This is a genomic window from Photorhabdus sp. RW14-46 (assembly GCF_963887965.1).
GTDB classification, from domain to species: domain Bacteria; phylum Pseudomonadota; class Gammaproteobacteria; order Enterobacterales; family Enterobacteriaceae; genus Photorhabdus; species Photorhabdus laumondii.
Genome location: NZ_CAWPHH010000012.1, coordinates 57,645 through 83,124, shown reverse-complemented (window position 1 = coordinate 83,124; position 25,480 = coordinate 57,645). Strand labels below are relative to the sequence as shown.

Below are 25,480 nucleotides of genomic sequence, written 5' to 3'. Positions count from 1 at the left end.
ACATAGGAGAGATTATGTCATTCAACGCTTTTTATCAGCAGTCCATTGATGATCCCAACGCTTTCTGGGCTGAGCAGGCGCAACGTATTTTCTGGCAACATCCTTTTGAGCAAGTGCTGGATTATAGCAATCCTCCTTTTGCTCGTTGGTTTTGCGGGGGAAAAACCAACCTATGCTACAACGCGTTGGATCGCTGGCTGGAAAGCCAGCCTGATGCTAAGGCGCTCATCACTATCTCAACAGAAACCAATAGTGAGAAAGTATTTACTTTCAAAGAATTACATCAGGAAGTGAATCGAACGGCTGCCATGATGCTCTCTCTGGGCGTTAAAAAAGGCGACAGAGTTTTGGTTTATATGCCGATGATTGCCGAAGCATTGTTTGTTTTGCTCGCTTGTGCCCGTATTGGTGCCGTTCACTCTGTTGTCTTTGGTGGTTTTGCTTCTCAGAGCCTTGCCACACGGTTGGATAATGCTGAACCGGTGTTGGTGGTATCTGCTGATGGGGGAGCGCGTGGTGGAAAAATTATTCCTTACAAGCCATTGTTAGATGAAGCCATCGAACTGGCGAACCACAAACCCCGCCATGTATTGATGGTTAATCGTGGATTGGCAGAAATGGTTTGGGTACCGGGGAGAGATATCGATTTCGCGACATTGCGGCAGAAGTACTTTGATGCTGACATTCCCGTAACCTGGCTTGAATCAAATGAAACCTCCTGTGTGCTCTATACTTCCGGTACGACGGGCACGCCAAAGGGCGTGCAGCGTGATGTTGGCGGTTATGCTGTCGCATTGGCAACATCTATGGATATCATTTTTGGTGGTAAAGCGGGTGAGGTATTTTTTAGCACCTCAGATATTGGCTGGATCGTCGGGCATTCTTATATTGCCTATGCTCCTTTAATTGCAGGAATGGCGACGATTATGTATGAGGGGCTGCCGATACGGCCAGATGCGGGTATTTGGTGGAAAATAGTGGAGAAATATCAAGTAACGCGGATGTTTTCAGCGCCTACAGCTATTCGTGTACTGAAAAAATATCCAATTGAATGTATTGGTAAATACGATATTTCATCACTTAAAACATTGTATTTGGCGGGAGAACCGCTTGATGAACATACCGCCCGCTGGATTGCTGAGGCTATCAACGTCCCTGTCATTGATAATTATTGGCAGACTGAGACCGGTTGGCCAATTATGGCTATCGCCCGTATGCTGGATGACCGGCCGAGTCGATTTGGCAGTACCGGCTTCCCGATGTATGGCTTTCATGTCAAGCTCATCAATGAACTGACTGGAGAGGCGTGTGGTGATAACGAAAAAGGTATGCTCGTGATTGAAGGACCTTTGCCACCGGGTTGTATTCAAACTATCTATGGTGATGATACCCGTTTTATCAATACCTATTGGCGACACTTTGAGCATGCTGTTTATTCCACATTCGATTGGGGTATCCGTGATAGTGACGGCTATTATTTTATTTTGGGGCGTTCGGATGATGTGATTAATGTGGCCGGGCATCGTCTGGGAACGCGGGAGATAGAAGAGTGTATTGCCAGCCATGAAGATGTTGCCGAAGTGGCTGTGATTGGTATTAAGGATGCCATCAAGGGGCAAGTCGCGGTTGCTTTTGCTGTCCTCAAGGATGGGAAGGAGATCCAGAATGCCGAGCATTTTGCTGCTTTGGAAAAGGTTTTGATGGGGTTGGTAAATAAACAGATTGGTAGTGTGGGCCGCCCGGCACGGATTTATTTTGTCTCTCAGCTTCCCAAGACGTGTTCAGGAAAAATGCTACGTCGAACCATGCAGGCAATATGTGAAGGGCGTGAACCTGGCGATCTTTCCTTGATTGAAAATCCTGCCTCATTAGACGTCATTCGAGAAGCTGTTTTTTGCTAACTGATTAATATTTATTATGTTTAATGAGGGGGTGATAAGAAAATCCGAACTCTTACTGTCGCTAAATGCATAATAGACTCTGTTGTGGTTGGCGTGTATATACCCGTCCCATAGGGTATATAACGTCTGCTAATTAACTCCCAAGGATAAATAAGAGCAATGCTTGTATGAGTTCTCTGTTTATTTCTGGAGGGCAAATAACGGTAGCCAACTTGTTCTATATATGGTTTAAGTTCTGTACCAGCAGAAATAGTTTTATCAATTGATGTTGACAGGTAAAAGCGATTGTTGTTTAGAGGTTCCTGAGATCGAAAGCAGGTAAGGTTTCTTTATAATATATTAAATTTTTCTATTTATTTGATTGGTGTTTGACTTTTATCTGTGTTAATGTTCAGTTTATGTTAACGTTCATTTTATTATCTAAACATAAAAAATTGTTATAAGCTATGTTTTGCTTTCACATGGGTTGGCTAGTTATTATTTTTCAGCAGTATATTGAAGCAGAGAATTAAATATTACGACGTTAACTGCCTGTAATTTAATCAAGTGTATAACTGTAGTAGATTTAGCTATATTACTATTGAAAAAAATAGATATTAGGAATATACAGAACTCTGTGATTAGAAAAACATTATACCAATAGATTTCAAGATGCATCGCGACGGCAAGGGAGCGAATCCCCGGGAGCATAGGTAACTATGTGACTGGGGTGAGGGAGTGCAGCCAACAAAGAGGCAACTTGAAAGATGACGGATATATATTAATGCAAATCTTTGCGACCTGTTATGAAATAAAAAATACCGGCAACAATTTCGAATTATAGGTAATAATTACTAGTAACAATTGTAGGTAATTATTACGGATAACAATTATAGGTAGTGGAAATAGATTTTTTTAGAAAAATAGATGAGTGAATAAAATAGTGATGTGATGAAGTGTGCTTCAAACCTGTATGTATCGGGAGAGGCTTTAGGGTTGTATGGTATATACCTTATGGATTTCAAGATGCATCGCGACGGCAAGGGAGCGAATCCCCGGGAGCATAGATAACGATGTGACCGGGGTGAGAGAGTGCAGCCAACAAAGAGGCAACTTGAAAGATAACGGGTATATTATGATTAACTCAATATAAACAGGTTGCTCCGACTTAAATCAATCTGGCTTTTATCTGGATTACTGTGGAGTTATTATGGAAATAGATGAAATATTTAATAATTATGAGTCTAAAGCTCGCTCATATTGCCGTAGATTTCCCGTAATATTTAGAAATGGTATAGGTTCTACCTTAATCGATATAGATGGTAAAAGTTACATTGATTTTTTATGTGGCGCTGGTGCGTTGAACTATGGACATAATAATACAATCATAAAACAACAGATTTTCAAGTATATTCAAGATGATGGTATTATTATGGGGCTTGATTTGTACTCGGAAGCAAAGATGGAGTTTATATCGACATTTGTTGATAAGATTTTGAAACCGAGACAGCTTGAATATCGTTTACAATTTACCAGTCCTACGGGCACGAGTGTCATTGAATCTGCGGTAAAATTAGCAAGAAAGTATACAAAAAGAGAAAATATTGTTTGTTTTACCAACGCCTTTCACGGTATGACCGGAGTGTCGCTGAGTTTAACCGGTAGTCAACATCACCGCCAACCTGGATTATATTCTCAAATTACGCGCTTACCATTTGATGGCTATATCGACGGAGAATTTGATTATATAGGGTATTTTAGAAAGCTACTTACCGATTCCAGTTCAGGGGTTGATCTTCCCGCTGCGGTAATTCTTGAGACTGTACAAGGAGAAGGCGGATTAAATGTTGCTTCTGTTGAATGGTTGAGGGCGTTGAGAAAACTCACCGAAGAGTTCAACATTCTATTAATCGTTGATGATATTCAATCTGGCTGTGGTCGTACCGGGACATTCTTTAGTTTTGAGCGTGCAAGTATTAAACCTGACTTAGTTTGTCTTTCTAAATCTATTGGCGGTATTGGGCTACCTATGTCTTTATTGCTTATTTCTCCCGATATCGATGTGTGGAAACCGGCGGAAGACAACGGCACATTTCGAGGTAATAACTTAGCATTTGTTGCTTCAAAAGCGATGTTAAATGAATATTGGGGCGATAGCTCTTTTCAGAAGATAATTGAGCATAAGGCTGAATTAATTCGAGCGTACTTGGACTCTTTGGCTAAAGAGTACCATGAATTTGTACTGCGAGTTAAGGGGATTGGATTCATGCAAGGTATAGAAATGGTTGATTCCTCATTAACACAATATTTGGTGAAGCATTGCTTTGAAAATGGTTTGATTGTGGAGTTGTGTGGCCCCAATGATGAAGTGTTGAAATTGATGCCTGCCTTGACTATTGATGAAGACACACTTGTAAAAGGATTGAAGATTATAGAACAGGCTCTCGCCAGTTTAAAATCGAGAAATAGTAATAACTGCGAAAGTGAATTCCAAAGGGTATCGGCTAGCAGCAATTATTAGCTAGGAGTGTAGAATTATGAGCCGTGTAGTAGAACTTACTAAGTTTAATCAGCTTGAATTTCATCACACACTTGCTCGGGGATACGCAATTGTTTACCGAGGTTTATTGCAAGACTGGCCAGCGATAAGGCAATGGAATTCTGAATACTTTCAAGATAAGTTTCCTCAAATTGATGTTGTGATCAAATTTTTTGATGCAAATGGGGTGCGTTTTGAGCAAGCCAAGATGTATCGTTATTTAGAAATTCTGCATGCATATAAAAAAGGAGAGATGGGTAATAATATTCCCTATTGTCATGACATCCCTATCTTTTTACAAGCTCAGCAGTTACTTAATGACGTTAGTGATTTTCCGCTAACTATTTTGCCAAAGCTTTATCGAAATGAATGGTGGAAATTTGTTCAGTTTTTTATGTCTCCAGCCGGCGCTATAACGCCACTGCATTTTGATACTTTAAGAACAAACAATCTATTTTTTCAGATAAAAGGAAGTAAAAGATTCTCTTTTATTCCTTGGGAAGAAAGAGCAGCCTGTTCTCGTCGAGGGTGGCGCTGGTTTGAGTATAATCCAGAGATTCAGGATGTTGGTGAGATAGCTAACATAAACAAATCCACGATTGAGGTGCATCAAGGCGATATATTAATCATGCCGGCGGGTATGCTTCATCATGTAAGAACGTTGACTGATAGCATTTCTTTTAATATCGATTTTCATACTCGATCTTCAGCCCTTGTAAGTTTTAAGAGCATTAAAGAAAAAATGCCGCGTGAAAATTTGTATTACAATTGGCTAAGTTTATGTGGGCTTTTGGGATTAATGAAGCGCGAAAGTTTTTTCGAGAAGTACCGCCCGTATCTTAATTATATTTCTTAAAAAGTAAGTAGGTTAATTATGAAAGTATCGTTGATTGATGTCGATAAAGACAACTATGAGGATGTGATGTCTCTTGAAGTCGAACCTGGACAAGAAGGTTTCGTCGCGCCAAATTCAGAGTCAATTGTCGAATCACATTTTAATGAATATTGTAGGCCAAGAGTGATCTGTTTTGGCGAGGAAATAGTTGGTTTTGCAATGTATGAGCGTTGCGTTAATGAAGGAAAACCCAACGAATATAATCTGTATCGAATGATGATTGATAAATCTTACCAAAACAGAGGTATTGGAAGTTCGGCGATGCAGTTATTACTGGATGAAATGAAACAGCAGCCTGATTGTTACAGGATTACTGTCTGTTATGACGAAACTAGTGAACGCCATAAATCATTTTATCAACGTTTTGGTTTTGTAGAAGTCGGTTATTATGAAGAGTATGAGGAAATGCTGGCTGAAATTATTGTCAGGGGATGATTTTAATGAGCTTGTAAATAATAAAAACTAAAAATGACATCTTTCAAAGGGATTGTAGTATGCTTCTAGATAAAGTTGAACCGCTTGTTATTCCACTAAATCAACAGCAAAAGGAAATTTATCTTGATCATATAAATAGAGAGGATACCGCAGCGTTCAATATAGGTGGTTATGTTGAGATTAAGCAATCTATTAATATAAAGAATCTCGAATGCGCCATAAAACACACTATCCAAGAACATGCTGTGCTTCGATGTTCAATAGTAGATAAGTACTCAATGCCGCATCATATTGATTCGGATGCGTTAAAAGGTACAGTTGAGTTTGCTCATATTGTTCAAGACCATCACTTTGAACTGTCTCATTTAGATCTTTCGGGTGAAGAAGAGGCGGAATCTAAAGCCTTGGCTATTGTTCAACGGATATTCTCTGAGCCATTTAGATTAGCACAGGATGTGCTTTATCGAGTCGGCTTAATTCAATTGGCGACAAATCGTTTCTGGTTATACTTTATTTCTCACCACATCATCATTGATGGTGTCGGTTATGCTAACTGGTTTCGAAGTATTTTCGACGCCTACCAGCAATTGAGTTTGGGAAATGCGCCTAAAGAAAACACGGGAGTGCGGTTTCTTGATCTTGCTGCGCAACCGTTACCGGAGAATTATAGTCAGCAATTCGCAAAGGCAGCTAAATACTGGAAAGAGTTGCTCCATCATTTGCCTGATGTGCCTTTCCAATGTCGGAAAGAAGGCCTTGGAACTGCCGACTCAAGGAAAAATAGCAGGCTTGTACACTTTATCAAACCTGATAGATATAAATCATTTTTAACCAAGGCGAGTCAATGCAATTTACTCATATCGCCACTTTTTATTACAGCTATTGCTTCTTTAGTCAACCGTATCAACCAAAGTGATGGGGTTCTTATCGGGACGCCTTTACATAATCGTACTACATCAGCTCAACGCAATATGGTTGGTTCGTTTATATCGATGCTACCGGTAATGTGCGTACAAAATGAGCAGATGTCGGTGGCTGAATCAGTGGCAATGACAGCACGTACTATAAAAAGTGGCTATCGTTATCGCTCTTATCCTTCGAGTGCCTTATATAAAGATTTGTCTTTACGTGCTCAAGGTCGTGAACGTCTTTTTGATATTGTTTTTAACTATCAACAGATTGATTTTGATTTCAGTGCTAGTGGCTTGGATACGGAGACTCATTACCTTAGCCATGGACGTGAAGATATTCCGCTCACCGTTATATTATGTGATTACGGTGATAAGCAAAGCACTCAGCTCCAACTCGATTATCGTCATGATTATTTCTCGTCACATCAGGCTGAACATTTATTGCAAAGCATTATGACTTTGGTTGAACAAATGGTTGCACAGCCTGAAGCGTTATTAACTTCACTTGATCTGGTGAGTAAAGACGTTGAACAGGCGTTATGGAATCTAAGTCAATCTGCTGTGGCAGGAGAAAAATTTGCCTGTCCGACCATCACATTAGTGCATGAGCAAATTGAGCAATATGCTGAACGGCATCCTGATGCTATTGCTATCGTGGATGGCGAGCGACAAATGTCTTATTCCACATTGAGCAATAAATCTAATCAGTTAGCTAACTATTTAATTGAGCAGGGTGTTCGGCCTGATAGTCGTGTTGCGATTTGCTTGCCGCGTTCGGGTGAGATGGTCGTGGCGATGTTGGCAACGCTGAAAGCTGGAGCTGCTTATGTACCGATGGACCCTGATTATCCCGATGGTCGTTTGCAGTTTATGCTGACCGATGCCGAACCTGTTGTTTGCATCACAGTGTCTTCCATTGCACATCGATTCGCAGCATGCGAGATCACAACACTATTGCTTGATGATGCTCAGCTTAATGAATATTTGGCTCTGCGTTCCGTGGCAAACATATCCGCAAGCAATATTGGCTTACAGTTGGAACATTTGGCTTATGTGATTTATACCTCCGGCACCACGGGGCAGCCTAAAGGGGTGATGGTTGAACATAAGCAGTTGAGTCATTTTGTTGCCCATATTTCAAAGGTTTATAGACTGACCGAACATGATAAGTTTTTGCAATTTTCTTCGGTCAGCTTCGATATTTCTGTGGAAGAATGTTTCGGTTCCTTATGTAACGGCGGCACTCTGGTGTTACGAGCTGATGATATTCATTACGATTTTGATGCATTTTGGGCATTTTGCCGACACCATGAAATTTCGGTGACTAGTTTACCTACCGCTTTTTGGCATCAACTGGTGAATTACAGTCGTCAACCTATTGAGTCTTCACTACGTTTAGTGATCTTAGGTGGCGAAATGGTTAAATCCGTTAGTGCTCGTGAATGGTTCGAACGTGGCCCGGCTATCGAACTGATCAACACATATGGTCCGACCGAAACAACAGTAACCGCGTCTGCTTACTGCATGACATCTTTGGCTGATGTAACGACGATGATTCCCATCGGTAAAGCCAATTATGGTACCCAACTTTATATATTAGATACGAATTTAAAAAGTGTTCCCGCAGGGTTTCAAGGGGAGCTATATATTGGTGGAACAGGTGTAACGCGTGGTTATCTTAATCGTGAACAAGATAGCGCGAAGTATTTTGTGGCTAATCCTTTTGGCCCGGGACGACTTTATCGCACTGGAGATATTGTACGTCAGTTATCCAATGGTAATTTAGAGTTTATTGGGCGTAATGATAACCAAGTAAAAATAAACGGTTTTCGTGTTGAGCCAGAAGAAATCAGCAATCAATTAATGGATTATCCCGGCATTCATGAAGCAGTTGTCTATCCCCGACAACTTGGCTCTGATGATCGACTACAATTAATTGCTTATATTGTTGCTGAAGGAACCATCAATATTAATGCTATTCGTCTGGCGATGAAGAGCAAACTGGCTGATTACATGTTGCCTGTTGCCGTTGTGCAGTTAGAGAAATTACCACTGACACAAAACGGCAAGTTAGATTTCAAGCAATTACCACTACCACAAAAACAAGATTATAGTCAGCAGGAATTTGTTGCCCCTGAAGGCGAAGCCGAACGGGTATTAGCGCAACTATGGCAGTCGCTATTAGCCTTGAATAAAGTTAGCCGCCACGATAATTTTTTTGCTTTGGGTGGTCACTCTTTATTAATTATGTCATTGCGAGCAGAGTTGGCTCAGCGTGGTTATGAGCTGCCTATGCGCGCGATTTACCGAACTAATACGCTGGCAGAATTGGCATTACATTTATCTTGTGTCCGTAAGGATGAGGATACGTTAACTTACCGAGAGGTCGCTGTTAACAAGCTTGCAGAGCATGTTGAACACATCACGCCTGATATGTTGGATATGGTGACTTTGAGTGAAAAAGAGATCGCAGTTATTTGCCAGCAAGTTGAGGGTGGTGCCGGTAACATACAAGATATTTATCCATTATCACCTTTGCAGGAAGGTATTTTCTTTCACCATCGAATGAATGGAGAGCACGATCCTTATATTATTCCGATTCTGATAAAGTTTTCTGATGAGCAAAAGTTGACAGCTTTTCTCCATGCGCTTGATAAGATCGTAGCGCGTCATGATGTTTTCCGTACTTCTATTCATTGGCAGGATTTAACCACATCGGTTCAAGTGGTCCATCGAACAGCTTCTATTCCCCTTCATTGGCAAGCGGTTATTCCAGGTCTTTCGGCGTTGGAAACTGTGCAACAGGCGGCCTTTGAACGCCATTATATGAAGCTGGATCGCGCTCCTATGATGCAGGCGATTGTGGCTAAAGGGACAGAGAGTGGTGAATGTTTTCTACTATTAAAGCAACATCACTTACTAAGTGATCATATTTCTGTCTTATTGCAAATTGAAGAAATGCAAGCGTTGCTTGAAGATCCAAATGTGGTATTGCCAACACCGGTTCAATACCGTGAGTTTGTTGCTCATTCATTAAGGATTAACCAATCTGACAAAGGTGTTGATTACTTTAAAGCTAAATTGTCTGATGTTGTGGAAACTACGGCTCCTTTTGGGTTGTTGAATGTTTACCATGACGGGTTGGAAGTAAACTCTGCCGGAGAATTAGTTGGCCCGCATTTAGCGCAACAGATTATTGGTCTGGCAACTCAGCAACGTATTAGTACTGCGAATATTTTTCATTTGGCTTGGGCATTGGTTGTTGCTAAATGCAGTGGTAAAGACGATGTTGTTTTTGGTTCCATGATGTCAGGGCGAATGCAGGCTATTCATGGAAGTGATCGTATTTTGGGTATGTTGATTAATTTGCTGCCTATACGCATAAATCTGACAAATCTGTCGGTAAGCGAAGCATTAACCCAGATTAGTGATGAACTCATTGAATTGGCCGACTACGAACATTTTCCGCTTTCCGAGGCATTACGTTATAGCTCCTTACCAGGCGGTACACCTTTATTTACCAGCCTGTTGAATTTACGCCATAAAAATAAATTGGCGATTGCCAACCAAAGTCATCATTTTGAAATCATAGAGGCTAGAGAATATACCAACTATCCGTTAGAGATGGGAGTTGATCAGCTTGATAATGATTTCATGATGCAAGTTCATGTTGAGCCGCAAGTCGGAGCGGCTAATGTTCTGACATATATGAGAACAGCATTGGTGGCTATTATTAATGCGTTTAACCAGGCTCCGCAAACACCCTTGCTGGCATTATCCATAACGCCTATTAGCGAACAGCAGCGGATTATTAACGAATTTAACAGCCCTGTCGCTGCTTATGATAAAACCGTGACGATTCATCAACGTTTTGAACATCAGGTAGTAAAAACACCTGCGGCCATTGCTGCTGTATGTAATACAAATTACATCACTTATGCTGAACTTAATCAGCGCGCTAATCAGCTCGCTCACTACTTGATAGAACAAGGTGTGGCACGAAATCATATTGTTGCCATCTATGCCGAACGTTCCATTGAATTTGTCGTTGCCATACTTGGCATTATGAAAGCCGGTGCTGCTTATGTTCCTTTGGACCCCACCAATCCACTTGAACGTTTGTCATATATGTTGGCTGACTCTGGGGTTAATGTGGTTTTAACTCAACACCATTTAAATGGATTAACCTTCAATGGTCAGAAGTATTTTCTGTTGGATACGGACTGGTCCTCATTAGGGGATTATCCAAACACTAACCCAGAGGTTGAGTGTTATCCTAATGACCTTGCCTATATGATTTATACTTCCGGCTCTACTGGCAAACCTAAAGGTGCTTTGGTGCACCATGCCGGGGCGTTGAATCATATTGATGCTGAATTTGATGTTCTTGGTTTTATGGATAGTGATAATCAGCTATTACCACGTAACTTTTTACAAAGTGCAGCCTCTTCTTCCGATGTCTCTGTATGGCAATTTCTAGCACCTTTGATGAGTGGTGGGAAAACAGTCATTCTGCCTAATGCTATGGATTTGCCAGAATATGTGCGTGTATTGCAAAACGAACAGATTCATCTGATTCAAACCGCACCTTCGGTATTGAAAATATTATTGGAACACTTTCTTAATAAAGGCGGAATATCAATACCATTACCAGATCTGAAATGGTTAATGATTATAGCTGAACCTTGCCCGGTGCCTTTGGTTAACCGCTGGTTGCAAAATTATCCTCAAATTCCGGTGATGAATGGCTACGGGCCCAGTGAGGCATCTGATGATATTACCTATTTTATTATTGATGAGCCGTTAACAGAGCAGGTTAAAAATATTCCTGTAGGTAAGCCATTGCCGAATTTAACCATGTATGTTTTGGATCAACGTATGCAGATTCTGCCTACCAATGTTGTTGGTGAATTGTGCGTATCTGGTATCGGTGTAGGAAAAGGTTATTGGAATAATCCTGAAAAAACGGCAGAAAGTTTTAAAGATAATCCTTTTCACACAATGGGAGGGCATGGAACCAGACTTTATCGTACTGGGGATTTAGGCTACTGGCGGGCGGATGGGAATCTGGAACTCGTCGGGCGTATTGATAATCAAGTAAAAATTCGGGGTTTCCGTGTTGAGCTGGGAGAAGTCGAATCGGCTTTGGTGAAATTACCTCAGGTTATGGAAGCGGCGGTTCTCGTCCATAAAGACAGAGTGGGGGAAAATTGTCTGGTAGCTTATTTGGTATTAGCTGCCAATGTCGTTCAGATACAGCAATCCATTAACGATATCAAACAGGGGTTAAGTTATCATTTACCCGATTATATGATCCCCGGCTACTATGAAATTTTAACCAGGATGCCATTGAATGCTGCGGATAAAATTAATCGCCATGAATTGCCTAAGCCTTGTTTCGTTAATCATCATTCTAAGTGGATTGGGCCGGCTAACGCGCTTGAACAATCGTTAGCTGAAATCTGGCAATCAGTGCTCAATGTTGACCAAATCGATCGTAACGACAACTTTTTCCATCTCGGAGGCCACTCTTTGTTGGTTATCCGGGTTATTTCTAAAATACGCGCAGAACTTGGGCATGATATTGCTGTTAAAGCGATTTTCGATCATCCAACATTGATCGAACTTGCAGCAATGCTTAAACAACAGACGACTAAAACTGTTGTTGATTCAATTCAGAAACAGCCCAGGACCGATGAGTTACTGCCTTTGTCATTTGCTCAAGAACGTTTGTGGATCCTTAGCCAAATTGATCAAAGTAGTGCGGAATACAATATGCCCATTGCATTTGCTGTTAAGGGCAAATTTGACGTTAGTGCAGCCGAACGGGCATTGAATCAAATCATCGAACGCCATGAAATATTACGTACGGTTTACATTAAGAAAGAGGGCAACCCATTCCAGAAAGTTTTATCAGGCAGGAAACTGACACTCAATTATATCGACTTAATCTATATGTCCAAAGAGCAACAGGATCGGCATGTTGCTGAATTAATGATAGAAGATGTCAACCGGATCTTTGACTTAAGTAGCGATTTAATGATCCGCGCTACTTTTATTCAGTGTCAAGTCAATAACGGAGTATTACTGTTTAATGCTCATCATATTGCGTCTGACGGCTGGTCTGAGGATATTCTTATCCGTGAGTTTGTTGCCCGTTATGAGGCTATACGCAACGGGAACCATTTCGAAATAGAAGAACTTGATATTCAATATGCTGATTTTGCAATTTGGCAGCGTAACAGATTGCAAGGTGAATATTTAGAGTCCCAAATCTGCTATTGGAAACAGCAATTGAGTGAACTCCCGCCGGTACATGGTGTACCGCTGGACAAGCCAAGACCTAAGGTCAGGCAGTATCAAGGGGCCGTGGTAACAAGCATATTGCCGGAAGAGACTACGCGTGCGCTTGTTAGTTTGGCTAGACGGCACCAAATGACGCCGTTCATGCTATTCCACGCCGCATTGGCATTAGTGCTGTCTCGTCATAGTAGTAGCCATGATATTGTGATAGGTACACCGGTAGCGAACCGTTTGCAGGCAGAACTGGAGACGCTTATTGGCTTCTTTGTCAATACCTTGATACTACGGGTAGATACCAGACATAGTGCATTGAGTGATTATCTTACCCACGTCAAGCAAGTGCATCTGGATGCTCAGGATAATCAGGATGTGCCATTTGAGCAGTTGGTTGAGCGGTTGTTGGTAACCAGAAGCACGGCGTATACGCCATTGTTCCAAATCATGTTGACGATGAATACGGACTATGGTCTGAATCATGACATTAGTACAACAGCTTTTAACCTGCCAGAAGTAGAACTGAGTGCAATAGCACCAAACCATATCCTGGCTCAGTTTGATCTCGATCTTGAGCTGAGTATCAGTGATCAAGGGTTGCTTATGCACTGGACTTATGACACCAGTTTATTTAGCCATGGACATATTGAACAGCTAAATGACCATTTGTCGCGTTTACTGAGTGGACTGGTTAATGTGGCGGAGAATGTGGCGGAGACGGATGATTTTACCTCTATCTCACTTGCTAATCTGCCCATATTGTCAGACACAGAAACCGAATACTTGCTGCATACCCTCAATGATACTCATGCAAATTATCCTAAGAACAAGTGTATCCACGAATTGTTTGAACAGCAGGCCGAGGAAAACCCCAATAACATTGCGTTAGAATTTGGCGACAGCCAGTTGACCTACCAGCAGCTCAATGAAAAAGCCAATCAGTTGGCGTATTACTTGCTGGAGCACCATGCTATCCAGCCTGATACACCCGTGGGGCTATGTGTGGAACGTTCTTTGGAGATGGTTATAGGTATGCTGGCGATTCTTAAGGCTGGTGGTGCTTATGTGCCGTTGTCTCCAGAATGTCTTGAAGAACGTCTGGTCTGCATTTTGGAGGATACACAGCTTAATGTGGTTCTGCTCCAGTCATGTTTGCAGCAAGTACTGCCAGATTTCAGCGGTCAACGGGTCATATTGGATAATCTCAGCAATATAGACGGTCAAACCAGCACGGTATACAGCCACTATCCTATTGCCAATCCGAATAGACATTCACTGGGATTGACTGCCAACCATTTGGCTTATGTGATTTACACCGCGGGATCGAAGGGTAGACCTAAAGGGGTAATGATTGAGCATGGTAATACAGTTGCCATGCTCAGTTGGGCTCAATCACAATACACAAAAGAAGACATAGCCTGTGTTCTCGCGTCGACCTCCCTTAACTTTGATTTATCAGTATTTGAACTATTTTTACCTTTAGTTTCGGGTACACGTGTATGTATTGTTGAGAACATAATCGCTTTATATGAAGGAATTGACCATGAAGTCACTTTAATAAATACAGTACCTTCAACAATGAGCTATCTGGTTGATCAAAATGCGATACCGAGTAGCACCCGGGTAATTAATTTGGTGGGTGAAGCTTTATCTGCAAATCTGGTCAATGAAATATATGAAAAAAATAAAGATGTAGTGGTCTATAACTTATATGGACTACCAGAGGATACGACTTATTCTACTTGGGCGAAGTTGGATTCCTCCATAAATGCTACACCGACTATTGGTCGAATAATTAATAATAGCCAGGCTTATATTCTGGACAAAGAGCATCAACTGGTACCTTATGGTTCAATTGGGGAGCTTTATGTCGGCGGTGCTAGTCTAGCTCGCGGTTATTTCAATCGCATAGAATTGACAAAGGAACGCTTTGTTACAAACCCATTTCATGATCCCAACACCCCCAACAGTAGTGAGCGGTTATTCAGAACCGGCGATTTAGTGCGTTATCTGCCAGACGGCAATCTGGAGTTTATTGGCCGTATTGATGTTCAGGTGAAAATTCGTGGTTTCAGGATAGAACTGGGTGAAATTGAGTATCAACTCAACCGACAAACAGGGGTGAGTTCGTCTCTGGTATTGGCTGAGGCAACATCGACGGGTGATAAGCAATTAGTTGCCTATGTCAAACCGGTGTTGGGAAAATTAAAATTGATGTCTGAAATGAATGATGCGGAAAAGCAGCGGGCTCAAACCCAATTTATTCAGGACATCAAATCCACACTGGCTAAATCTTTGCCGGACTACATGATGCCGTCAGTCATTGTTATGGCTGAAGAATGGTCTCTGCCCTCCAATGGTAAGATCGATCGCAAGGTATTGTCTGAACTTAATATTGAACATGGTAAGAATGATGATTTTGTTGAACCGATTGGTGAAACAGAAACCTTATTAGCTGAAATTTGGCAGGAAGTACTGAACATTAGCCAGGTATCGCGTAACGATAACTTTTTCGCAATAGGCGGTCATTCATTATTGGCAATCAAATTAATCTCTGAAATCAATAGTGTATTCGTCATTGAACTCAGTGTTATGCAGGTTTTTCATACACCCAGCCTGTGTGAGCTTGCAGAATTAATCTGCAACCAGCAATTACAAGAAAAAATCAAAAGAGAGTTAGTCACAGCAGGAGAAGAGGGGTGGTTATGATGGATATGCTGAAATTAGTCCAAGATGCTTACGAGCAGGGAGTATTGCTGTTTAGTAAAGATGGTAAGTTAGGGTTCAAACTTAAGGGCACTCACTTCCCAGAGGAACTGAAAGCCAAGATTCAGGCACATAAAGCGGAACTGATTACGTTTCTCGATGAAGGTAAGGTGGATGCTTCTGGCAATAAAATCGCGATTAAACCAGCGCCTAGAACCCAACCATTACCTTTAAGTTCCTCTCAGCAGCGTATTTGGTTTATCGACCAGTTTGGTGGTGACAGCACTGCCTACAACATGGTGTCAGCTTATACGGTAAGCGGCAAATTTGAACTGGCGGCAGCGAATCTGGCTCTGCAAACCATTATCGATCGACACGAAGTGCTGCGTACAGTTTACCTCAGCGATGAAAATGGAACCCGGCAGGTTATCAAACCGGAGTGGTCGTTCGAGATAGTCCAATCAGATATCAGTGATATAGAGCAAGCCCAGCAGGAAGCGTGGATTGAGCAGGCCATTCAGGATGAAATGGCCTGCCAGTTTGATTTGTCAAAAGATATGATGGTGCGTTGCCGTTACATCAGCATCTCGGCGGAGCAGGGGGTGCTGTTATTTAACATGCATCATATCGCCTCGGATGGTTGGTCGATAGGGGTATTGGTTAAGGAATTTGTAAGCTTGTATCAGGCTTATCGTCAGGGGCAGTCTAACCCATTATCGGCTTTGGAGATTCAGTATGCCGATTATGCGGTCTGGCAGAGTAGCCCAGAGAGGCAGGCTCAGCTAGCGGCAGGGTTAGCCTATTGGCAGCAACAGTTGTCGGATTTACCCCCGGTACACGGCTTGCCTCTGGATTACGGGCGACCAGCTAGCCAAACCAGTCATGGCCGCAGTTATGAATTTAGTCTGAACAATGAGGTTAGTAAGAGGTTGCAGCAACTGGCACTGACGCAGGGCTGTACTCTTTTTATGGTGTTACATGCGGCGTTTACGGTGTTACTCAGTCGTCATAGCGGGCAACGAGATATTGTGGTGGGAACCCCGGTAGCTAACCGTTTGCAGATATCATTAACGCCGTTGATAGGCTGTTTCATGAATACGCTGGTGTTGCGCAGCGAGTGTGGGCTGGAGCAATCGTTTATTGATTACTTGAGCTCGGTTCGGGAGATAAATCTGGCTGCCCAGCGGCATCAAAATGTCCCGTTTGAGTTGTTGGTGGAGCGGTTGCAGCCGGAACGCAGCACCCGTTATTCACCGTTATTCCAAATCATGTTTTCTATGAATACGAATGACAGCGTGGAGTTGCAACTGGAAGGGATAAGTTTGCGGCCACGGCCGGAACAGACCCGCAATGCGATGTATGAATTGACGTTAGAGGCCCAGCAGACAGAGGAAGGTCTGATTTTTAGTTTCGAGTACAACACGGATTTGTTTGCAGAGGAGACAATAAAGCGGCTGGCGGCGCGTTTTACAACCTTGCTGATGGGCATAGTGGCCTCTCCGTCTGAAAAGCTTGGCGATTTGGCCCTGTTGCCGCCGGAAGAGCAGGATTACCTGTTGCACCATTTGAACCAGACAGCGGTAGAGTATGACCGTAGCCGATGTATTCATGAGTGGATAGAGGCGTTTGCTGAACAAACGCCGGATGCTATTGCGTTGGTCTTTGGTGACCAAAAGCTGACTTATGCGCAACTTAATGCCAGAGCCAATCAGTTAGCACATCAATTAAGAGCTCAGGGAGTTTCAACGAGTGGGCGAGTTGCTGTGTTGTTGCAAAGAAGCATCGACATGATCACCGCACTATTGGCCGTGATGAAAGCAGGAGCTGCGTATGTACCGGTTGATCCCAGCTTTCCTGTCGACAGAGTGCAGTACATGCTGAACGATGCAGAGCCACAATGTATTATAAGCAACCGCGAATATGCATCACGATCAGTTGGTTTTGCGGAATTAACCTGCTTACTGGATCACATTGACCTTAGCCAATCACCCACCACAAATATTCCTAAACAGTCGATCGGTTTAGCTGCATCTGCTCTGGCCTACGTGATTTACACTTCGGGTTCTACGGGCAAGCCCAAAGGTGTTATGGTCAGCCACTCGGCGGTTAATAACTTCTTGATCTCAATGCAAGATAACTTGCAGTGTGTGGCACAGGACAATATTTTAGCCATCACGACGATTTCCTTTGATATTGCAGTGTTAGAGCTCTATCTGCCTTGGCTCTCTGGCGCTACCTGCGTCGTAGCAGCGCAGCAGGACGTGACTGATCCCGCCAGGCTAGTTGCACTACTCGAACAACATAGTATTTCGTTGTTACAAGCCACGCCAACGACCTGGAATATGTTGCTTGAATCCGGCTGGCAGGGGCGCTCGTCGTTAAAAATGATCAGTGGTGGCGAGGCGTTGCCATTAGCGACAGCAACGGCATTATTGAGCAAAGGCAGCGCGCTCTGGAATATGTACGGACCGACGGAAACCACGGTTTGGTCAACCATTGCGAAACTGGACGTACAACTGCTTGAGCAGCAACTTGTTACTATTGGGTTACCGTTAAACAACACCACAATTTATTTACTTGATGAACAATTAAAACCGGTGCCTTTTGGGGCAGTGGGAGAGTTATACATCGGCGGTGATGGGCTTGCTGAAGGCTATTTTAAACGAGAAGATCTGACTACTGAGCGATTGATTAACCTGACATTTTCTGACGGTTTAACCGCTAAGGTTTATAAAACGGGCGATCTTGCCCGTTATACTACCGAGGGTTCACTGGTCTATTTGGGCAGAAATGATTACCAAGTGAAATTACGGGGCCATCGAATTGAACTTGGCGAAATTGAACAGGTTATTAACCTGTTTCCACAAATAACCCGTTCTGTGGTGGTTGCGCTAAACGATCAGCAAACACAACAGTATCTAGCGGGTTATGTGGTCGCCGAGCAGCAAATTGATATTGATGCGCTACGTCAACACCTTGAACAGAAGTTACCAGCCTATATGTTGCCTCGGGCAATTATTCAGCTCGAAACATTGCCACTTACACTAAATAACAAGATTGATCGCAAAGCGCTTCCAACACCGCAAGACAGCGATATTGCTGTTAAAGCCAGTACGCCACCTATCGGTGAGACAGAAGCAGCATTGGCAGCTATTTGGTGCGAAATGCTAGATATTGAGCGAATAGGCCGGGATGACAACTTTTTTATGGTTGGCGGCCACTCATTAATTGCGACTAAGGTAATCACAAAGATTAATGAGCAGTTTGAATGCCGTTTACAGGTAAGAGATATCTTTGAAGCTGCAACAGTAGCTTTACTTGCAGAGAGAGTGCCTTATGCGGCATGGGATAAGCGTTATCAGACAATTCCTATTATTGAACGCAAGACCAATTTATTACCGCAATCTTATGCTCAACAACGGATCTGGTTTATCGAGCAGTTTGGCGGTGATAGCACCGCCTACAACATGGTGTCAGCCTATACGGTAAGCGGTAAATTTGAACTGGCGGCAGCGAATCTGGCCCTGCAAACCATCATAGATCGACATGAAGTGCTGCGTACTGTTTACCACAGTGATGAAAATGGAACCTGGCAGGTTATCAAGCCGGAGTGGTCATTTGAGATAGCTCAGTCTGATATCAGTGACATAGGCAAAGCCGGGCAAGAAGCGTGGATTGAACAGGCTATTCAGCATGAAATGACCTACCGATTTGATTTGGCACAGGATGTGATGGTGCGTTGTCACTACATCAGCACTTCGATGGAGCAAGGTGTGCTGTTATTTAACATGCATCATATCGCTTCTGATGGCTGGTCAATGGGGGTACTGGTTAAAGAATTTGTGAGTTTGTACCAGGCTTATCGTCAAGGTCGGACTAACCCGTTACCGGCGCTGGAGATTCAGTATGCCGATTATGCAGTTTGGCAACACAGCGCAGCAGCAGAATCTCAGTTAGCAGCAGGGGTAGCCTATTGGCAGCAACAGTTATCGGATTTACCCCCGGTACACGGGTTGCCTCTGGATTACGCGCGACCAGCCAACCAAACCAGTCATGGCCGCAGTTATGAATTTAGTCTGGACAATGAGGTTAGCAAAGGGTTGCAGCAACTGGCGCTGACACAAGGGTGCACTCTTTTTATGGTGTTGCATGCGGCATTTACGGTACTGCTCAGTCGTCACAGCGGGCAACGAGATATTGTGGTGGGAACCCCGATAGCTAACCGTTTGCAGACATCATTAACGCCGTTGATAGGCTGTTTTATCAATACGCTGGTATTGCGCAGCGAGTGTGAGCTGGAGCAATCGTTTATCGATTATCTGAGATCGGTCCGGGAGGTAAACCTTGCTGCCCAGCGGCATCAAAATGTCCCGTTTGAGTTATTAGTGGAGCGGTTGCAACCGGAACGTAGCACCCGTTATTCACCGTTGTTCCAAATCATGTTTTCTATGAATACGAATGACAGTGTGGAGCTGCAATTAGAAGGGGTAAGTTTGTGGCCGAGGCCAGAACAGACCCGCAATGCGATGTATGAATTGACACTGGATGCCAGCCAAACAGAGGACGGCCTGACTTTTAATTTCGAGTACAACACGGATTTGTTTGCAGAGGAGACGATAAAGCGGCTGGTGGTACGTTTTACCACCTTGTTGATGAGCATAGTGGCTGCTCCGTCCGAAAAGCTTGGCAATTTGGATCTATTGCCGCCGGAAGAGCGGGATTACCTGCTGCACAGCTTGAACCAGACAGCGGTAGAATATGACCGTAGCCAATGTATCCATGAGCGGATAGAAGCGTTTGCTGAACAAACGCCGGATGCCATTGCATTGGTCTTTGGTGACCAGCAGTTGACTTATACGCAACTTAATGCCAAAGCCAATCAGTTGGCACATTATTTAGTTGCTCAGGGCGCCAAACCGGATTCAATGATTGCGATATGTATTGAACGCAGTATTGACATGGTTGTGTCGGTACTTGCCATTTTGAAATCGGGTAGTGCTTATTTGCCTCTCGATCCTGCCTATCCGCAAGAAAGGCTTGCTTATATTATTGATGATGCACAGCCTTTGATGGTGATAACCAATAGCCATAACCAGAAGTTATTGCCTGAAAATAGTCCATTTAGCATTGATGTGACGACAACCTCGTTTGCCGAGCTCTCAACCGATAATATTTCCGCCACTGAATTGGGTTTATGTTCTACCCACTTGGCTTATGTTCTCTATACCTCGGGTTCTACAGGCATGCCGAAAGGTGTGATGATTGAACATCAGGCATTGGTGAATCTGGTAGTGGGGCTTGCAGATGCCTATCTTTATTCAAAACAGGATCGGGTACTGCAATTTGCCGCCCTCAGTTTTGATATGTCTATCGAAGAGATATTTGGTGCCCTTGGCAATGGCAGTACTTTGGTCTTGCGTGGCGAAGATTGGTTGATGGATGTCGCCACTTTCTGGCAAAGGTGCCGGGAATACCAGATCAGTGCGGTAAATTTGCCAACCACGTTCTGGCATGAAGTGGTCAGTGAAGAGACGGTTTTAGTACCTGAGCATATTCGCCAAATCAGTGTCGGAGGCGAGCAGATTAAGCCAGATAAAGTGGTTGCATGGTACCAGCGACCAGGACATTTACCCCGTTTAGTCAATGCCTATGGGCCAACCGAATACACGGTCAATACTTGTATTGCCTACGATCTTCGGGGAGACACCCTCAGTATCGGGCACCCAATCCAAAATACGGCCATCTTCTTGTTGGACAAAAACCAGCAGCTTGTGCCTTTTGGTGCTGTCGGGGAAATTTGTGTCGCGGGTGACGGCGTTGCGCGGGGCTATATCAACAAAGAGCAATTAACCCGTGAGCGATTTATTGATAATCCTTTTGTAAGCCGCTATCCAAAGCTCTACCGAACCGGTGATTTGGGGCGTTACTCACTGGCCGGGGATATTCAATATTACGGGCGTGATGACCATCAGGTTAAGATCCGTGGATTCCGCATTGAGTTAGGGGAGATAGAAACAAGGCTGCGTAGCTTGCCTACAATTCGTGATGCGGTTGTCATTGCTCGGGAAGATGAACCGGCTCACAAGTATCTGGCGGCCTATATCACCCTTGATGGTCAGCAGAAAGTTGCTGAGATTCGACACCTATTAAGTCAGCAATTACCGAGCTATATGGTCCCCGCCGCTTTTGTGGTGCTAGAGGAGATACCGCTTACCGCCAACCGTAAAGTGGATCGTAAAGCGCTCCCTAAACCAGATTTTGTTATTCAGGGGGAAATTGAATATATCGCGCCGGCCACTGAACAGGAGATATTGCTAGCTGAAATTTGGCAAACACTGTTTGGATTGGCGCAAGTCAGTGCTGTTGCCAACTTCTTTGAGTTGGGCGGACACTCATTGTTGAGCATGAAGATGCTATCCCATCTTAAAAAACAGGGTTATCGCTTGGATATTCGGGCCTTGTTTGAGTACCCGAAATTACGGGATATGGCGAAACAACTACAGGCAATCGAACAGGAATCACTGAAACTAACAGCCCATGAAGCCTTGGAAAGTAGGGTTTCCCTGTCGGAAACTGAGCGGGCCTTGATCGTATCTCAGTCGCCGGGAGGTGAGCAAAATATTGCTGGCATTTATCCTTTGGCACCATTACAGGAAGGGATCTTATTCCATCACATGATGTGTGGGCGATCTGATCTTTATGTGACGCCGATGCTGTATTCATTTCCGTCAAATACCGAGATGGAAAGTTTTATTGGCGCATTGGATAAAATAGTACAGAGGCATGATGCGCTGCGAACCGGAATTTTTTGGCAAGGTATTGATGAACCAGTGCAGATTGCCTACAAAGAGGTACCATTACCGGTAGTTGATATCGATTTGAGGGATGATGTTGATATCCAGCAGCAGCTAGCACAGTTTATGGATCCATCACAACAATGGATGGATGTTACTCAGGCACCGTTGATCAGAGTAACCCGGTTTATCGACCGTCAGCAAAAGCAGTTCTATGCAATGGTGCAGGAGCATCACCTGATAAGTGATCATGTGTCATTGGAGATTATTCAAGAAGAGTTGCTGGTTATCTTGGCAGGTGATGAAAAGTCACTGCCGGAGGCGTTGAGTTATCGGGATTTTGTCTTAAACGCCATCAGCAAAACCGATACCAAAGCGGCGCAGCAGTTTTTTACCGAGCAATTGGCCGGGATTGATGAAATCACGGCACCCTTTGGTATTACCAGTGGAATGGTTGACAATAACTTATTCACTGAAATCCAAATTGGCTTGCCTGCGGATTTATCCGCACAGATTCGTCGGTCCTCTTCTGCATGGCGGATAAGCCCAGCGCTTATTTTTCACATGGCATGGGCATTGGTTCTGGCAAAAACCAGCGGCACTAAAGATGTCATATTCGGCACTGTATTATCTGGTCGCTTGCAGGGTATTGATAATGTTGAGCGAGTCGTTGGTTTATTCATCAATACCTTGCCACTGCGTATTGATTTGAGCCAGTTGAGTGTTGCTCAGTTAATGCAGGAAATGCAACAGAAACTGGTTAGCTTGCTGCAATTCGAGCAAGTCCCGACGGCGATTGCTGAACAGTGTAGCAAATTGGCCGGTTCTAGCCGTTTATTCGACAGTATCTTGAATTACCGTCATTCCGAAGTGAGTGGCGAGACAAGTGAGCTTAACCAACGTTGGCAAAAAACCGGCATTGAGTTAGTTGATGTAAAAGAGCGTACCAATTACCCGATTACCCTATCCATTGACGATTTTGGTGATGATTTTGCTGTTGCAGCCCAAATCGACAGCCGATTTGATGCTGAACGCTTGGTGGCGTATCTCATCAATGCTAGCAGGCAACTTGTTGCTGCTTTACAAAGTCAGGAACAGGTTGCCGCACTGTCACTCGACATCCTTGATGCTGAGGAGCGGGCGTTCCTGCTGCATTCGTTAAATCAAACGGAATTTCCGTATGACAACTCACAAACTCTGATTGATAGATTCGAAGCCCAGGTTAAGGCGACTCCTGATGAGATTGCGTTGAATTTTGCTGGCGAGACGATGACGTATCGTGAGTTAAATCAGCGAACCAATCAACTCGCGCAGTATCTCGTGAACCAGGGAGCGAAAGTGAATACTCCCGTCGTGATGTTCATTGAACGCTCCTTTGAGATGGTCATCACTATTATCGCTATCTTAAAAACCGGTGCTGGTTATGTGCCACTGGATACCTCATTACCGACAGAACGCTTAAACATCATTCTGAGTGATCTGTCTGATGAAATCTTAGTAACGACCTGCGCCTTGAATGACAGGATTGCGGTAAAACGCCAGAAAATGGTGTTATTGGATGACCCTTGCACAGCAGAGATCTTGGACAAACAGCCAATCAGTAATTTGGCTATCGAATCCTCTCTGGATAACCTCGGTTACGTGCTCTATACCTCAGGTTCAACGGGTAAGCCTAAGGCGATTGAAATGCCGCAGCGGGCGCTGAGCAATTTATTACAAGGTATTAGCCAGCTTGAGCCAGCGCTTACGGGGCCGAACCGTTGGTTACAATTCTCATCAATTGGTTTTGATCTCAGTTTTGAAGACATATTCATGCCGCTGTTATCTGGGGGTTCAGTACAGCTTATTGATAAATCGACTCAGTTGGATATTCGGCTGTTAGCGAAGCAAATCCAGCAGGCGCAACTTCAAGTGCTGAACTTACCTTATGCTGTATTGCAGAATCTGGCTGAATATAGCGGTGTCAATGGGCTACAGTTCCCCGAATTAAGGGTGATTGTGTCGAGCGCGGAAAGGCTCAAAATCACGGCGGCCATCAGACAGTTTTTCACGACACATCGTCACTGTAAGTTAGTGAACCACTATGGCCCGGCAGAAACTCATGTCGTAACGTCTAAAACATTACAGGGAGAACCTGCTTCATGGCCGGATTTGCCGACAATTGGCCGATCATTGCCCAACGTGGCCGGTTATATTTTGGATGAGTATTTACAGCCTGTTCCGATGGGTGCCATCGGCGAACTGTATTTAGCGGGGGACTGTTTATCAAGAGGCTATTATCAGCAGCCCCAGCTTACCGCAGAGCGTTATCTTGATTGTGATTGGGTTCTTGGGAAACGAGTGTATCGAACCGGGGACTTAGCCAGCTTTCATCAAAACGGTGAAATCAACTACTTTGGCCGCAACGACCATCTGGTCAAGATCCGTGGATTCAGAATTGAACTCGGTGATATCGAAGCCCAATTGAGTAAGTTCGATGGAATAACCGGAACCGTAGTCATTGCTATTGATACAGAAGCCGGTGATAAGCAGCTTATCGCTTATTTTATCGCGGCTAACCCGTTGGATTTATCCGAAATTAAAACCTATTTATCGGCTAGCTTACCTGATTACATGTTGCCATCCGCGTATGTACGGATGGCGGCTTTTCCGCTGAATACCAATGGCAAAGTGGATCGCAGCCGACTTCCACAACCTGAAGTAGATAACTTTGTAAAAGCCAAATACATCGCGCCAGTGACTGAACTGGAACGAAGTGTTGCGAAAATTTGGCAGGGGTTGTTGCAACAAGACAGGGTAAGCATGGCCGACAGCTTTTTTGATTTAGGTGGTCATTCCTTATTAGCTATGAAGCTAATTTCTCGAATTGAACAGGCATTTTCCGTTGGCGTACCGATTGCGATCGTGTTTGAGCGATCAAGATTAGAACAGTTATGTGATTGGCTTGAAAAAGAAATGGTTATTCAACGTAACAAGTCAATTGGGGCTGTAGTGGCAGAATATGAGGTAACCGAGTGGTGATT

Annotated in this window: 8 protein-coding genes; all 8 read left to right on the top strand. The window is 43.7% G+C overall.

Annotation, left to right across the window (positions count from 1 at the left end; translation table 11 throughout):
- Nucleotides 1-14: 14 nt before the first annotated feature.
- The 8 genes from AACQ38_RS12155 (at nucleotide 15) to AACQ38_RS12120 (ending at nucleotide 25,478) form a co-directional block, all read left to right on the top strand.
- The gene (locus AACQ38_RS12155; protein WP_165578232.1) at nucleotides 15-1,901 is read left to right on the top strand and encodes a propionate--CoA ligase; all 1,887 of its coding nucleotides are present in this window, start codon (nucleotides 15-17) and stop codon (nucleotides 1,899-1,901) included.
- Nucleotides 1,902-2,601: 700 nt separating this feature from the next.
- On the top strand, nucleotides 2,602-2,724 hold the full coding sequence (locus AACQ38_RS12150) for a hypothetical protein (protein WP_255562960.1): 123 nt from the start codon (nucleotides 2,602-2,604) through the stop codon (nucleotides 2,722-2,724).
- A 156-nt stretch (nucleotides 2,725-2,880) separates the two neighbouring features.
- Nucleotides 2,881-3,033, top strand: coding sequence for a hypothetical protein (locus tag AACQ38_RS12145; protein ID WP_165578231.1), 153 nt, complete (start codon nucleotides 2,881-2,883; stop codon nucleotides 3,031-3,033).
- Nucleotides 3,034-3,090: 57 nt separating this feature from the next.
- Nucleotides 3,091-4,401 (top strand): diaminobutyrate--2-oxoglutarate transaminase, encoded by a 1,311-nt coding sequence (gene ectB / locus AACQ38_RS12140; protein ID WP_207631849.1) that lies wholly within the window; start codon nucleotides 3,091-3,093, stop codon nucleotides 4,399-4,401.
- Nucleotides 4,402-4,417: 16 nt separating this feature from the next.
- Nucleotides 4,418-5,275, top strand: coding sequence for a cupin-like domain-containing protein (locus AACQ38_RS12135; protein WP_011147717.1), 858 nt, complete (start codon nucleotides 4,418-4,420; stop codon nucleotides 5,273-5,275).
- A gap of 18 nt (nucleotides 5,276-5,293) precedes the next feature.
- Nucleotides 5,294-5,749, top strand: a complete 456-nt coding sequence (locus AACQ38_RS12130) for a GNAT family N-acetyltransferase (RefSeq protein ID WP_011147716.1) — start codon at nucleotides 5,294-5,296, stop codon at nucleotides 5,747-5,749.
- A 59-nt stretch (nucleotides 5,750-5,808) separates the two neighbouring features.
- On the top strand, nucleotides 5,809-15,666 hold the full coding sequence (locus AACQ38_RS12125; protein ID WP_165578230.1) for a non-ribosomal peptide synthetase: 9,858 nt from the start codon (nucleotides 5,809-5,811) through the stop codon (nucleotides 15,664-15,666).
- On the top strand, nucleotides 15,663-25,478 hold the full coding sequence (locus AACQ38_RS12120; RefSeq protein WP_242685580.1) for a non-ribosomal peptide synthetase: 9,816 nt from the start codon (nucleotides 15,663-15,665) through the stop codon (nucleotides 25,476-25,478). Before AACQ38_RS12125 ends, AACQ38_RS12120 begins: the two co-directional genes overlap by 4 nt.
- Nucleotides 25,479-25,480 lie beyond the last annotated feature (2 nt).

Coding starts and splice junctions, on each gene's coding strand:
- AACQ38_RS12155 (WP_165578232.1), top strand. CDS start 15: ATGTCATTCAACGCTTTTTATCAGCAGTCCATTGATGATCCCAACGCT.
- AACQ38_RS12145 (WP_165578231.1), top strand. CDS start 2,881: ATGGTATATACCTTATGGATTTCAAGATGCATCGCGACGGCAAGGGAG.
- ectB (WP_207631849.1), top strand. CDS start 3,091: ATGGAAATAGATGAAATATTTAATAATTATGAGTCTAAAGCTCGCTCA.
- AACQ38_RS12135 (WP_011147717.1), top strand. CDS start 4,418: ATGAGCCGTGTAGTAGAACTTACTAAGTTTAATCAGCTTGAATTTCAT.
- AACQ38_RS12130 (WP_011147716.1), top strand. CDS start 5,294: ATGAAAGTATCGTTGATTGATGTCGATAAAGACAACTATGAGGATGTG.
- AACQ38_RS12125 (WP_165578230.1), top strand. CDS start 5,809: ATGCTTCTAGATAAAGTTGAACCGCTTGTTATTCCACTAAATCAACAG.
- AACQ38_RS12120 (WP_242685580.1), top strand. CDS start 15,663: ATGATGGATATGCTGAAATTAGTCCAAGATGCTTACGAGCAGGGAGTA.